The 13,423-nt window shown below is 72.5% G+C and carries 12 protein-coding genes; 10 read left to right on the top strand and 2 right to left on the bottom strand.

Going from position 1 to position 13,423, the window contains the following annotated elements:
* Positions 1-5: 5 nt before the first annotated feature.
* The 4 genes from ASG23_RS04515 (at position 6) to dnaE (ending at position 5,682) form a co-directional block, all read left to right on the top strand.
* Complete coding sequence (locus ASG23_RS04515) at positions 6-641, top strand: signal peptidase II (RefSeq protein ID WP_082515823.1); 636 nt, start codon at positions 6-8, stop codon at positions 639-641.
* The gene (locus ASG23_RS04510) at positions 634-1,572 is read left to right on the top strand and encodes an RluA family pseudouridine synthase (protein WP_056020923.1); all 939 of its coding nucleotides are present in this window, start codon (positions 634-636) and stop codon (positions 1,570-1,572) included. Before ASG23_RS04515 ends, ASG23_RS04510 begins: the two co-directional genes overlap by 8 nt.
* On the top strand, positions 1,569-2,048 hold the full coding sequence (locus ASG23_RS04505) for a GNAT family N-acetyltransferase (protein ID WP_056020920.1): 480 nt from the start codon (positions 1,569-1,571) through the stop codon (positions 2,046-2,048). Before ASG23_RS04510 ends, ASG23_RS04505 begins: the two co-directional genes overlap by 4 nt.
* A 94-nt stretch (positions 2,049-2,142) precedes the next feature.
* Positions 2,143-5,682 (top strand): DNA polymerase III subunit alpha, encoded by a 3,540-nt coding sequence (gene dnaE / locus ASG23_RS04500; RefSeq protein ID WP_056020916.1) that lies wholly within the window; start codon positions 2,143-2,145, stop codon positions 5,680-5,682.
* On the opposite strand, the gene ASG23_RS04495 is transcribed toward dnaE, so the two are convergent.
* Positions 5,663-6,229 (bottom strand): peroxiredoxin, encoded by a 567-nt coding sequence (locus tag ASG23_RS04495; RefSeq protein WP_056020913.1) that lies wholly within the window; start codon positions 6,227-6,229, stop codon positions 5,663-5,665. The genes dnaE and ASG23_RS04495 overlap by 20 nt on opposite strands.
* A 68-nt stretch (positions 6,230-6,297) precedes the next feature.
* On the opposite strand from ASG23_RS04495, the gene ASG23_RS04490 reads away from it, so the two are divergent.
* Positions 6,298-6,639 (top strand): ArsR/SmtB family transcription factor, encoded by a 342-nt coding sequence (locus tag ASG23_RS04490; protein WP_056020910.1) that lies wholly within the window; start codon positions 6,298-6,300, stop codon positions 6,637-6,639.
* Positions 6,629-7,126 (top strand): SRPBCC family protein, encoded by a 498-nt coding sequence (locus ASG23_RS04485; protein WP_056020907.1) that lies wholly within the window; start codon positions 6,629-6,631, stop codon positions 7,124-7,126. Before ASG23_RS04490 ends, ASG23_RS04485 begins: the two co-directional genes overlap by 11 nt.
* Before the next feature lie 6 nt (positions 7,127-7,132).
* On the opposite strand, the gene ASG23_RS04480 is transcribed toward ASG23_RS04485, so the two are convergent.
* Positions 7,133-7,363, bottom strand: a complete 231-nt coding sequence (locus tag ASG23_RS04480; RefSeq protein ID WP_056020904.1) for an RNA-binding S4 domain-containing protein — start codon at positions 7,361-7,363, stop codon at positions 7,133-7,135.
* Positions 7,364-7,462: 99 nt separating this feature from the next.
* Between ASG23_RS04480 and hisD the strand changes: the two genes are divergently transcribed.
* The 4 genes from hisD (at position 7,463) to ASG23_RS04460 (ending at position 13,421) form a co-directional block, all read left to right on the top strand.
* A complete protein-coding gene (hisD, locus tag ASG23_RS04475; protein ID WP_056022550.1) occupies positions 7,463-8,785 on the top strand; it encodes a histidinol dehydrogenase in 1,323 nt (440 codons plus the stop codon).
* Between the two features lie 72 nt (positions 8,786-8,857).
* Positions 8,858-9,880, top strand: a complete 1,023-nt coding sequence (locus ASG23_RS04470) for a 3-oxoacyl-ACP synthase III (protein ID WP_056020901.1) — start codon at positions 8,858-8,860, stop codon at positions 9,878-9,880.
* Positions 9,881-9,882: 2 nt separating this feature from the next.
* Positions 9,883-12,429, top strand: coding sequence for an alpha/beta fold hydrolase (locus ASG23_RS04465; protein ID WP_056020898.1), 2,547 nt, complete (start codon positions 9,883-9,885; stop codon positions 12,427-12,429).
* Positions 12,426-13,421: an NAD-dependent epimerase/dehydratase family protein gene (locus ASG23_RS04460; protein WP_268760881.1), complete on the top strand. Its 996-nt coding sequence runs from the start codon at positions 12,426-12,428 to the stop codon at positions 13,419-13,421. Before ASG23_RS04465 ends, ASG23_RS04460 begins: the two co-directional genes overlap by 4 nt.
* The last annotated feature ends 2 nt before the right edge of the window (positions 13,422-13,423 follow it).

Here is a 13,423-nt window from a genome sequence, read left to right as displayed (position 1 = left end):
CTGCGGTGCCCACCACCACGGACGACCAGCCTGACGCGCCTCCGAACACCCGTCGACGCGCCCTGCTGATCGCGCTCTTCTCGATCTCCGCCGTCGTGCTGGTGCTCGACCAGGCGTCGAAGGCGTGGGCGATCAGCTCGCTGGTCGAGGGTGAGCGTCACGACCTGCTGGGGAAGCTGCTCGGATTGCAGCTGGTCTTCAACCCCGGTGCGGCGCTGTCGATCGCCACGGGGATGACGTGGGTGCTGACGATCGTCGCGACCGCGGTGATCGTCGTCATCGTCCGGGCCAGCCGCCGGATCGGGTCGTGGGCGTGGGCGGTCGCACTCGGGCTGCTGCTGGGTGGCGCGCTCGGCAACCTGATCGACCGGCTGTTCCGCGAACCCGGTCTCGCGAGCGGCGAGGTGGTCGACTTCATCGCGTACGCGGACTGGTTCGTCGGCAACGTCGCGGACATCGCGATCGTCACGGCGGCCGTCCTCGTCGTGATCCTGGCCGCGCTGGGCGTGCACATCGACGGCACGCGGGACGGGCACGGCAAGAGCGAGCAGGACACGGAGCGGGACGACCAGAGCGCCGGCGACGCCCCGCTGTCCGAGCAGGACGCGGCCTCCACGACGACCACCGAGCAGAATGCCTGACACGCGCGCGATGCCCGTGCCGGACGGACTCGTCGGCGAGCGGGTCGACGCGGCGCTGGCGCGGCTGCTGGGTCTGTCCCGCACCCGGGCGGCGGAGATCGCCGAGGCCGGTGGCGTGCAGCTAGACGGCAAGCAGCTCGGCAAGTCCGACCGGCTAGCCGCGGGCGGGTGGCTCGAGGTGCAGATCCCGGCCGTGGTCCCCGCGGAGACCATCGAGATCGTCGCCGAGCCCGTGCCCGGCATGCGGATCGTGTACGACGACGACGACATCGTGGTCATCGACAAGCCTGTCGGCGTCGCCGCGCACCCGTCTCCCGGGTGGTCCGGGCCGACCGTCGTCGGCGCGCTCGTGGCCGTCGGCTACCGGATCTCGACGTCGGGCGCCGCCGAGCGACAGGGGATCGTGCACCGCCTGGACGCCGGCACGTCGGGCCTCATGGTCGTCGCCAAGTCCGAGCACGCGTACACGGTGCTCAAGCGGGCGTTCAAGGAGCGCACGGTCGAGAAGGTCTACCACGCGCTCGTCCAGGGCCATCCGGAGCCGACGACGGGCACCATCGACGCCCCCATCGGTCGGCACCCCAGCTCGGACTGGAAGTTCGCGGTCGTCGCCGACGGCAAGCCGTCGGTCACGCACTACGAGGTGCTCGAGATGCTGCCCGCGGCCTCCCTGGTCGAGGTGCACCTGGAGACCGGTCGCACCCACCAGATCCGGGTGCACTTCGCGGCGACGAGGCACCCCTGCGTGGGCGACCTCATGTACGGGGCGGACCCGTCCCTGGCGGCGAGGGTGGGCCTGAGCCGGCAGTGGCTGCACGCCATGCGGCTCGGCTTCCACCACCCGAGCTCGGGCGAGTGGCTCGAGCTGACCAGCGAGTACCCGGAGGACCTGTCGACGTCGCTGGCGGTGCTGCAGGACGGGTACATGTGATCGAGATCGTCCGGGTGGAGACGCCCGAGCAGCGCGCCCAGATGACCGCGATCCGGGTGACGGTGTTCGTCGACGAGCAGGGCGTGGACGCCGAGGTCGAGATGGACGAGCTCGACACCGACCCCTCCACCGCGCACGTGCTGGCGCTCGCCGCCGACGGCACCGCGCTGGGCACGGCGCGCCTGCTGGCGCCCGAGCACGCGGACGGCCCTGCGCACATCGGCCGGGTCGCGGTGCTGTCCACCGCGCGCGGCCTCGGCATCGGGGCGCTGCTCATGACCGACCTCGAGGAGCTCGCCGTGGAGCGCCACGGCGTCGTCGTCGACGGTGTCCGGTCGGTGTCGGTCGAGCTCAGCGCGCAGGAGCAGGCGCTGGGGTTCTACGCGCGGCTGGGCTACGTCGCGCGCCCCGAGCGGTACCTCAGCGAGGGCATCTGGCACCACGACGCGGTGAAGGTCGTCACGGCCCCTCAGTAGCCGCGACACACGTGCGGAGCGACACGCCGTGCGCCCGCCGACACAGCCGGGTCGCGGCCGGGGAGTGTCAGCCCCGCGACGTAGGATCGCCCGCATGGCATCAGCTGGAGGCTCCGACTTCGTCCACCTCCACGTGCACACCGAGTACTCGATGCTCGACGGCGCGGCGCGCCTGGACGACCTGTTCACCGAGGCCAACCGCCTCGGGCAGACCGCGGTCGCGATCACCGACCACGGGTACCTGTTCGGGGCGTTCGACTTCTGGCAGAAGGCCAAGAACCACGGCATCAAGCCGATCATCGGCGTCGAGGCGTACGTCACCCCGGGCACCAGCCGGTTCGACCAGAACCGGGTCCGGTGGGGCGAGTCGCACCAGGCGGCGGACGACGTGTCGGCCCGCGGTGCCTACACGCACATGACGTTGCTGGCGAAGTCCACCAAGGGGATGCACAACCTCTTCCGGATGTCCTCGCTGGCGTCTCTCGAGGGCCAGATGGGCAAGTGGCCCCGCATGGACCGCGACCTGCTCAGCACCTACAGCGACGGGCTCATCGCGACCACCGGCTGTCCGTCCGGCGAGGTGCAGACGCGCATCCGCCTGGGCCAGTTCGACGAGGCCGTGCGGGCCGCGGGCGAGATGCAGGACCTGTTCGGCAAGGAGAACTACTACATCGAGCTGATGGACCACGGGCTCGAGATCGAGACGCGGGTCATCAAGGACCTGCGGCGCCTGGCCGAGTCGATCGGCGCCCCCGTCGTCGCGACGAACGACCTGCACTACACCAAGCACGAGGACAGCCACGCGCACGAGGTGCTGCTGTGCGTCCAGTCGGGCTCGACCCTGGCCGACCCCGACCGGTTCAAGTTCGACACCGACCAGTTCTACCTGAAGTCCGCCGAGGAGATGCGGCGCACCTGGGCGGAGATCCCGGAGGCGTGCGACAACACGGTCCTCATCGCGGAGCAGTGCGAGGTGGAGTTCAACACCGACGCCAACTTCATGCCGAACTTCCCGGTCCCGGCCGGGGAGAGCGAAGACTCCTGGTTCATCAAGGAGGTCGAGACCGGCCTCCAGAAGCGGTACCACGGGGCGATCCCGTCGGACGTCCGCACCCAGGCCGAGTACGAGACGGGCGTCATCACGCAGCTCGGGTTCTCCGGCTACTTCCTCGTCGTCGCCGACTTCATCAACTGGGCCAAGGACCAGGGCATCCGCGTCGGTCCGGGCCGTGGGTCCGCGGCGGGCTCGATGGCGTCGTACGCGATGGGCATCACGGAGCTGGACCCGCTCGAGCACGGCCTGATCTTCGAGCGCTTCCTCAACCCGGAGCGCGTGTCCTGGCCCGACGTCGACGTCGACTTCGACGAGCGTCGGCGCGGCGAGGTCATCCGGTACGTGACGGACAAGTACGGCGAGGACCGGGTCGCGCAGATCGTCACGTACGGCACCATCAAGGCCAAGCAGGCGCTCAAGGACGCGTCGCGCGTCCTCGGCTTCCCGTTCGCGATGGGGGAGAAGCTCACCAAGGCGATGCCGCCCGCGGTGATGGGCAAAGACATCACGCTGTCGGGCATCTACAACCCGCAGGACCCGCGGTACGCGGAGGCCGACGAGTTCCGCCAGGTGGTGCAGGCCGACCCTGAGGCGCAGCGCGTGCTGGAGACCGCGAAGGGGCTGGAGAACCTCAAGCGGCAGTGGGGTGTGCACGCGGCCGGCGTCATCATGTCGAGCGAGCCGCTGGTGGACATCGTCCCGATCATGCGGCGTCCGCAGGACGGCGCGATCATCACCCAGTTCGACCAGCCGGGGTCCGAGGCCCTGGGCCTGATCAAGATGGACTTCCTCGGCCTGCGCAACCTCACGATCCTCGACGACGCGCTCGAGAACATCGAGATGAACGGCAAGCCCGCCATCAAGATCGAGGAGGTCCCGCTCGACGACCCGGCGACGTACGAGCTCCTCGGTCGCGGCGACACCCTGGGCGTCTTCCAGCTCGACGGCGGGCCGATGCGGTCGCTGCTGCGCCAGATGCGCCCCGACAACTTCGAGGACATCTCGGCCGTCATCGCGCTGTACCGGCCGGGCCCGATGGGGATGAACTCCCACATCAACTACGCGCTGCGCAAGAACGGCCTGCAGAAGGTGGAGCCCATCCACCCCGAGCTGGAGGCGCCGCTCGAGGAGGTCGTGGGTATCACCCACGGCCTGATCGTCTACCAGGAGCAGGTCCAGCGCGCCGCGCAGAAGCTGGCCGGCTACACGCTCGGCCAGGCCGACCTGCTGCGCCGCGCGATGGGCAAGAAGAAGAAGGAGGTCCTCGACAAGGAGTTCGTCCCGTTCCAGGCCGGGATGCGCGAGCGCGGGTACTCCGACGCCTCCATCCAGGCCGTCTGGGACGTGCTGGTGCCGTTCGCCGGGTACGCCTTCAACAAGGCGCACTCCGCCGCGTACGGCGTCATCTCCTACTGGACCGCCTACCTCAAGGCGAACTACCCGACCGAGTACATGGCCGGCCTGCTCACCAGCGTGCGCGACGACAAGGACAAGTCGGCGCTGTACCTGGGCGAGTGCCGGCACATGGGCATCACGGTGCTCGCGCCGGACGTCAACTCGTCGTCGGCCAACTTCACGGCTGTCGGCAAGGACATCCGGTTCGGCCTGACGGCCGTCCGCAACGTCGGCGCCAACGTCGTGGACGCGATCGTGCGGGCGCGCGAGGAGAAGGGCGCGTTCACGTCCTTCACCGACTTCCTCGACAAGGTGCCGGCCGTCGTCTGCAACAAGCGGACCATCGAGTCGCTGATCAAGGCCGGCGCGTTCGACTCGCTCGGACACGCACGGCGTGCGCTCCTGCTGGTGCACGAGCAGGCGGTCGACTCGGTGATCGGGGTCAAGCGCAAGGAGGCGGAGGGGCAGTTCGACCTGTTCGCCGACCTCATGGGCGGCGACGACGGGGCACAGGGCTTCGCGGTCGTCGTGCCCGACCTGCCGGACTGGGACAAGAAGCAGCGGCTCGCGTTCGAGCGGGAGATGCTCGGCCTGTACGTGTCGGACCATCCGCTGTCGGGGCTGGAGCACGTGCTCGCCGCCGCCGCGGACGTGTCGATCGCGACGCTGCTGGGCGACGAGCAGAGGCCCGACGGTTCGACGGTGGTCATCGCGGGCCTCATCACGTCGCTGCAGCGCAAGATGTCGAAGCAGGGCAACCCGTGGGCCGCGGTCACGATCGAGGACATGGAGGCCTCGGTCGAGATCATGTTCTTCGGCGAGACCTACCTGGCGTACTCGACGGCGTTGGCCGAGGACGCGGTCGTGGTGATCCGCGGGCGGGTGCGACGGCGCGACGAGACGATGCAGCTGCAGGCCATGGAGGTGTCGCTGCCCGACGTCTCGCAGGCCGCGGACGCGCCGGTCGTGGTCTCGATGGCGGTCTCCCGGTGCACGCCTCCGGTGGTCGAACGGCTCCGTGAGGTGCTCTCCACGCACCCGGGCGTGACCGAGGTCCACCTCCGACTGACCAGTCCGGGCCGCGCGACCGTCATGCGGCTTGATCATGGGCTGCGCGTCGAGCGGTCTCCGTCCCTGTTCGGGGATCTGAAGGCGCTGCTCGGGCCTAGCTGCCTGGCGTCCTGACCAGCCACGCGAGCACCTCGGCCGCGTGCCGGTCGGGCGGGAACACGGGGTAGAACACCTTCTCGACGACCCCGTCGCGGACGACCATCGTGAGGCGGCGCAGCAGCGTCCGGCCGCCGGCGTCGAACGTGGGCAGCCCGAGCGCGTGCGTGAGCGCGAACGCCTCGTCGCTGAGCATCGGGAACGGCAGGTGCAGGCGGTCGACGGCCTCGCGCTGGTAGTCGGTGTCCTGCGTCGACAGCCCGTACACCCCGGACGCGCCGGCGGCGAGGAGGTCGGCGTGGTGGTCGCGGAACGCGCACGCCTCCGCGGTGCAGCCGCGTGCGCCGGGGATGGTGTCCCAGTCGTCGGGCTGGTCGATGCCCGGCCGGCCGGTGAGCGGGTAGGCGTACATGATCGTGCGCCCTGCCTCCAGTTGGTCGAGGGCCACCTCCGACCCGTCCGTGGCGGGCAGGGCGATCGCGGGGAGCCGTCTCCCGGTCAGGTGCTCGGCCGCGCCGTCGTCTGCGGGCGCGGGCAGGTTGTCGGGCAGCCGGCTCAGATCCACGTGTCGAGACTATCGGCGACCGTATATACCTGTTGCGTTATATAACCAGGAGTGGAAGTGTTGCCGCCATGCAGGTGATGGACGCGTTGGGGGACCCGGTCCGGCGTCGGCTGGTCGAGCTCCTCGCCGACGGTGAGCGCAGCGCCGGGCAGCTGGCGACAGCGGTCGGCGCGGAGTTCGGCATCAGCCAGCCGGCCGCGTCGCGCCACCTGCGCGTGCTGCGGGAGGCCGGCGTCGTCGACTCGGTGCCGCAGGGCGCGGTCCGGCTCTACTCGGTCCGGCCGGAGGCGGTCGACGAGGTCGAGGCGTGGGCGCGGCGCGTCCGCCGGTTCTGGGACGGACACCTGGACGCGTTGGAGACGGAGATCGCCCGCGGGGCGCGGATGCGGAGGAGACATGATGACGACTGACGTGTGGGGCGTGCTGACACCGACCCCGACCGGCGTGACGGTCCGCTTCGAGCGCAGGTTTGCGACGACGCCGGAGGACCTCTGGTCGTCCGTGACCGAACCCGACCGGCTCGCCCGCTGGCTCGGTCCGGTCTACGGCGACCTCGTGGTCGGTGGCCGGTACGAGCTGCGGATGGGTGACGACGTCGCCGGGTCGCCGCAGAACGCGGTCGGCGAGGTCCTCGAGTGCGACGCGCCGCGCAGGCTGGTGATCGGGTGGCTGTTCCCCGGGGAGCGCGAGACCCGTGTGGCCGTCGACATCCGCGCGGACGGCGAGGGCGCGGTCCTCGTGCTGGAGCACCTCGACCTCGAAGAGGCGGCGGCACGCGGCTACGGCGGCGGCTGGCACGCCTCGCTCGACCAGCTGGACGACCACGTCGCCGGCCGGCCGGTCCGCGCGTGGGACGACCTGTTCGAGGCGGCGCTGCCGCGGTACCGCGAGGAGTGAGGCCGATCAGCCGACCGTGGCCTCCTTGTAGCCCGTCGGCAGGTCGACCTCGACCACGTCACCGCGGACCAGCTGACGGCCGCGGCGGGTCTCGTCCTCACCGTTGACGGTGACGGCCCCGTCCTCGAGCAGCGCGCGGGCGTGCGCACCGGAGTCGGCGAGGTCGGCCAGCTTGAGGAACTGGCCGAGCCGGATCGAGTCGTCGGAGATGGGCACCTCGGCGAAGGGAGCAGTCATGGGAGCAGTCTGCCCCGCCCCAGGACTGTGGTGCAGCGCACGGCTCACCCGGTGGTCGTGGTCAGGCCGCGAGCAGGGGTCCGTCCTATGCTCGGGAACGTGATCACCCGCATCGACCTGCGCGGTCGCACCCTGTCGCGCCGCGAGCTCCTGGAGGAGCTTCCCCGTGCCGAGGTCGACGTCGAGCACGCCGCCGAGATCGTCGCACCGCTCCTCGCAGCCGTCCGCACGCGCGGGGCCGCCGAGCTGCGCGACCTCGCGGAGCGTTTCGACGGCGTCCGACCGACGCACCTGCGCGTCCCGACGGACGTGATCGCTGCCGCGGTCGGCTCTCTCGACCCGGAGGTCCGGGCGGCGCTCGAGGAGACCATCCGGCGCGTCCGCCAGGTGCACGGTGCCCAGCGGCCCGCCGACTTCACCGTCGAGCTTGCGCCCGGTGCGCAGGTCCGGCAGCGGTGGGTGCCCGTCCGTCGCGTCGGCCTCTATGTCCCGGGCGGGCTCGCCGTCTACCCGTCGTCGGTGGTCATGAACGTCGTCGCCGCGCAGGCGGCCGGTGTCGGGTCGCTCGCCGTGGCGTCGCCCCCGCAGAAGGACCAGGACGGGCTGCCCGACCCGGTGGTGCTGGCTACCTGCGCCCTCCTGGGCATCGACGAGGTGTATGCGGTCGGCGGCGCGCAGGCGATCGGGATGTTCGCCTACGGCGCGGCCGGTACCGAGGAGGTCGACGGCGAGACGCTCTGCGAACCGGTCGACGTCGTCACCGGTCCGGGCAACGTCTACGTCGCTGCGGCGAAGCGTCTTGTGCGCGGGTTCGTCGGCATCGACGCCGAGGCGGGGCCGACGGAGATCGCGATCCTGGCCGACGGCACGGCCGACGCGAACCACGTCGCCGCCGACCTCGTCTCCCAGGCCGAGCACGACCCGCTGGCCGCCGCCGTCCTGGTGACGCCGTCCGTCGAGCTGGCGGGATCGGTCGAGGCCAAGCTCGTCGACCGGGTGGACGCGACGATGCACCGCGGCCGCGTGACGACGGCGTTGGGCGGCGAGCAGTCCGCCATCGTGCTCGTCGACGACCTCGAGCAGGGCCTCGAGGTGGTCAACGCGTACGGCGCGGAGCACCTGGAGATCCAGACGGTCGGCGCTGCCGCGCTGGCCGAGCGCGTGACCAGCGCCGGGGCGATCTTCGTCGGCGCCTACTCGCCCGTCTCGCTCGGCGACTACATGGCTGGGTCCAACCACGTGCTCCCGACGGGGGGCTGCGCGCACTTCGCCAGCGGCCTCGGGGTGCACTCGTTCCTGCGCGCCGTGCAGGTGATCGAGTACGACGCCGACGCGCTCGCCGAGGTCGCGGACAAGATCGTCGCGCTCGCGGACGCCGAAGGCCTGCCCGCGCACGGCGAGGCGGTGCGGGCCAGATTCTGAGTCATCTCACCCACGAGCCAGCGTGCCCACCCGCTCCTGCGCGCAACCATCGCCCCGTCGAGAGGACAGCCTGTGACAGGCAACGCGACGTTCCGACACCGTGACGTCGCGCTCCTGGCGGTCGTCGGCATCGAGGCACCGGTCGTGGTGCCATCGACGGTCTTCGACCAGCAGCTCGCACCGACCCTGAAGCGCCTTCGCCTCCCGCGAGGGCTGCTGTCGCGTGTGGCGGGCGTGCACGAGCGACGCTGGTGGGACGAGGAGATGACGTTCGACGACGCGGCCACCGCGGCCGGGGCGAAGGCACTGGCCGAGGCGGGGATCGACGCGGGCGACGTCGGCCTGCTCATCAACACGTCCGTGACCAGGACGTTCCTCGAGCCGTCGGTGGCCTCCCGCATCCACTCCGGGCTGTCGCTGCCGTCGAGCGCGCTCGGCTTCGACCTGACCAACGCGTGCCTCGGCTTCGTCAACGGCATGACGCTCGCGGCACAGCTGATCGACTCGGGGCAGATCCGGTACGCGGTCATCGTCAACGGCGAGGACCCGCGGCCCACGCAGGAGGCCACGCTCGCGAGGCTGACCGCCCCGGGGACCACCCGCGAACAGTTCCTCGAGGAGTTCGCCACCCTGACGCTCGGCGCGGGCGCGGCGGCGGCGGTCCTCGGCCCCGCGCACCTGCACCCGGGCGCCCACCGGCTGGTCGGTGGCGTCGCCCGGTCCGCCACGCAGCACCACGAGCTGTGCGTCGGGGGTGTCGACGGGATGAAGACGGACCCGGCCGGGCTGCTGGCCGGCGGCCTCGAGCTCGTGGTCGACGCCTGGAACGAGGCGCAGCCGGAGTGGGACTGGACGGGCGTCGACCGCATCGTCACGCACCAGGTCTCGTCGGTGCACACCCGCTCGATCGTGGAGGCGCTGGGCCTCGACCTCGACAAGGTCCCGACGACCTTCCCCCGCTGGGGCAACGTCGGCCCGGCCGCGCTGCCGATGACGCTGGCGGAGCAGTCCGACTCGCTGCGCACGGGTGACCGGGTGCTGTGCATGGGCGTCGGCTCCGGCCTGCACACCGCGATGGCTGAGATCGTCTGGTGACCATGGCGTCGCGTCCGCCTGCGGACGTCCTGGCGGCAGGTGGGATCGATGCGCGCTGGTCGCGGACGGTCCAGGTGGGACCGCGGACGTGGCACCTGCTCGACAACGCCCCGACCCTGCAGGCCGAGCCCGTCGGCACGCTGCTGTGCGTGCACGGCAACCCGACGTGGTCGTTCCTGTGGCGCCGGCTCGTCGCCGCCGGCGCGCGCGAGGAGCGCCCCTGGCGTGTGGTCGCCGTCGACCAGCTGGAGATGGGGTTCTCCGAGCGGACGGGGGAGCAGCACCGCCTGGCCGGCAGGATCGCCGACCTCGGTGCGCTGACCGACCACCTCGGACTCGCCGGGCCGGTCGTGACGGTCGGGCACGACTGGGGCGGCCTCATCAGCCTCGGCTGGGCACTCGACCACCCGGACCTGCTGGCCGGCGTCGTGCTCACGAACACCGCCGTGCACCACGATCTCGACGATCCCCTCCCCGGCGCGCTGCGCGTGGCGACGGCACCGGGCGTCCTCCCGGCGGGCACGGTCACCACGCCGGCGTTCGTCGAGGCCACGCTCGCGCTCGCCCGCCCCCGCCTGGAGCGCGCGATCGCCGACGGCTTCCGCGCGCCCTACCGCACCGCCGACCGCCGGGCCGGGATCGGCGGCTTCGTCGCCGACATCCCGGCCACCGCCGACCACCCCAGCCGCCCGGAGCTCGACCGGATCGCGGCGGGCGTGCGCGGCCTCGACGTGCCGGCGCTGCTCCTGTGGGGCACGCACGACCCGGTGTTCTCGGCGCGCTACCTGCGCGACCTGCGCGAGCGGCTGCCGCACGCGGACGTGCACCGCTTCGAGGGTGCCGGCCACCTGGTGGTCGAGGACGAGGACGTCGCCGGGGCGGTCCTGCGCTGGCTCGACGCGCGCGAGGTCCCGGCGTCGTCTCCTGCGACCGACGAGCCCTACCGCGCCCTGGGCGCGACCCTCGTCGAGCGGGCCGACGACGACGGCACCGCACTGATCGAGCTGGCGGGCCCGCGATCGCGCCGGGTGACCTGGGCGGCGCTCGCGGCCCGGACGGACCAGCTGGCTCGTGGCCTCGCGGCGAGCGGCGTCCGGCCGGGGGACCGGGTCGCCCTCCTGGTGCCGCCCGGGGCGGACCTGACGGCCGTGCTGTACGCGTGCCTGCGGCTCGGGGCGGTCGTGGTCGTCGCCGATGCCGGACTCGGTGTCCAGGGGCTCACACGCGCGGTGCGCGCCGCGGACCCCACCGTCCTCATCGGGATCGAGAAGGCCCTGGTGGCTGCACGGTGGCTGCGCTGGGCGCCGACGCTGGTCAGCGCAGGCCCGCTTCGCGCGGGCGTGGCACGGACCCTCGGCGTCAGCGCGTCCCTGGACGACCTCGCGGCGCTCGGTCGCGCAGCCAACGGCGACCTGCCGTGGCCCGACGCCGACGCCGACGCGGCAGTCCTGTTCACCTCCGGGTCGACCGGTCCGGCCAAGGGCGTCGTCTACACGCACCGCAGGCTCGCCGCGATGCGCGACGTGGTCGCCCGCACGTACGACATCGGCCCGGACAGCCCGCTCGTCGCGGTCTTCGCACCCTTCGTCCTGCTCGGTCCCGCGCTGGGGGCGACGAGCGCGAGCCCGGACATGGACGTGACGGCGCCCGGCACGCTCACGGCCAGCGCGCTGGCCGAGGCGGTCCGAGCGGTCGACGCCGCGGTCGTCTTCGCCTCGCCGGCTGCGCTGCGGTCGGTCGTGCGCACGGCGGACGGGTCGGAGCTCGCGGCGCTCGCCGGCGTCCGGCTGTTCCTCTCGGCCGGCGCACCGGTCGGCGTCGACCTGCTCGAGGCCGCGGCGACACTGATGCCCTCCGCCGAGGCCCACACGCCGTACGGGATGACCGAGGCGCTCATCGTCGCCGACGTGTCGCTGGACGAGCTCCGCGCCGTCGGCACGGGTGACGGGGTGTGCGTCGGGAAGCCGGTCCCCGGGGTCCGCGTCGCGCTCAGCGCGCTCGACGCCGACGGCGACCCGACCGGTGCGCCGGACACCGTGCCGGGCGCCACGGGGGAGGTGCTCGTGGCCGCGGCACACGTCAAGGAGCGGTACGACAACCTCTGGATCACGCAGCAGGCATCCGCCCGGGACGCCGGCTGGCACCGGACGGGTGACGTCGGGCACCTCGACGACGACGGCCGGCTCTGGATCGAGGGCCGGCTCGCACACGTGCTGGTCACGGCTGACGGCGTCCGCACACCCGTCGGGCTGGAGCAGCGGGCGCAGACGGTCGACGAGGTCGTGTCCGCGGCCGTGGTCGGCGTCGGGCCGCGGGGCGCCCAGCAGATCGTCGTCGTCGTCCAGCCGGAGGTGTACTCGCACGGCCCCGTCGTCGCGGAGCCCGACCTAGCGGCGGCGGTCCGCGCGGCGACGGCCGGTACCGACGTCGCCGCCGTCCTCGTCGTGGAGCACCTGCCGACGGACGTCCGGCACAGCTCGAAGATCGACCGCTCCCGTGTCGCGGCCTGGGCCGAGCGCGTGCTGGCGGGAGAGCGGGCCCGCCTGTGACCCGCGTGCTGGTCACGGGAGCGAGCGGGATGCTCGGCCGGGCGGTCGCGGACCGACTGGTCGCGGACGGCCACGAGGTCCGCACCCTGCAGCGCAGCCCGTCGCACGTCGCCGGTGCGCAGGACGTGGCCGGCTCGGTCACGGACCCCGACGTCGTGCGGGCCGCCGTGCGCGACCGGGAGGCGGTCGTGCACCTGGCGGCCCAGGTGACCATCACGGGACCGTTCGAGCAGTTCGAGGCGGTGAACGTCGGCGGTACCCGGCTCCTGCTCGAGCACGCCCGGGAAGCCGGCGTCGGGCGGTTCGTGCACGTCTCGTCGCCGTCCGTCGCGCACCACGGTCGCTCGTTGGTGGGGGCGGGCGCCGGACCCGCCGACCCCCATCACGCCCGCGACAGCTACGCGCGGACCAAGGCAGCCGGAGAGCTCCTCGCGCTCGCGGCGCACGACCCCGACGGTCTGCGCGTGATCGTGGTCCGGCCGCACCTCGTCTGGGGGCCGGGGGACGCCCAGCTGATCGGACGCATCGTCGAGCGGGCGCGGGCGGGCCGCCTGCCGGTGCTCGGCGACGGCGCCGCGCTCATCGACACCACCTACGTCGACAACGCGGTGGACGCGCTGGTGGCGGCCCTGCACGCGGACCCTCGCGCGTACGGCGAGCCCTACGTGGTCACCAACGGTGAGCCTCGTCCCGTCGTGGAGCTCCTCGCGGGCATCTGCGCCGCCAGCGGGGTGCCGATGCCCCGACGACACGTCCCCGCCGCCCTCGCGCGCGGTGCCGGCTCGCTCCTGGACGCCGCGTGGCGCACGTTCCCGATGCCGGGCGAGCCTCCGCTGACCCGGTTCGTCGCCGAGCAGCTCTCGACCGCGCACTGGTTCGACCAGCGACGCACGCGTGAGGCCCTCGGCTGGACGCCCAGGGTCGGGCTGGACGAGGGGCTCTCCCGGCTGGCGGGGTGGACAGCGCGGCAAGCGTCCGCGGCCGCTCCTTAGAC

This window comes from Cellulomonas sp. Leaf395, assembly GCF_001424125.1.
Classification (GTDB): Bacteria; Actinomycetota; Actinomycetes; order Actinomycetales; family Cellulomonadaceae; genus Cellulomonas.
This window is presented reverse-complemented; position numbering and strand designations above follow the sequence as displayed.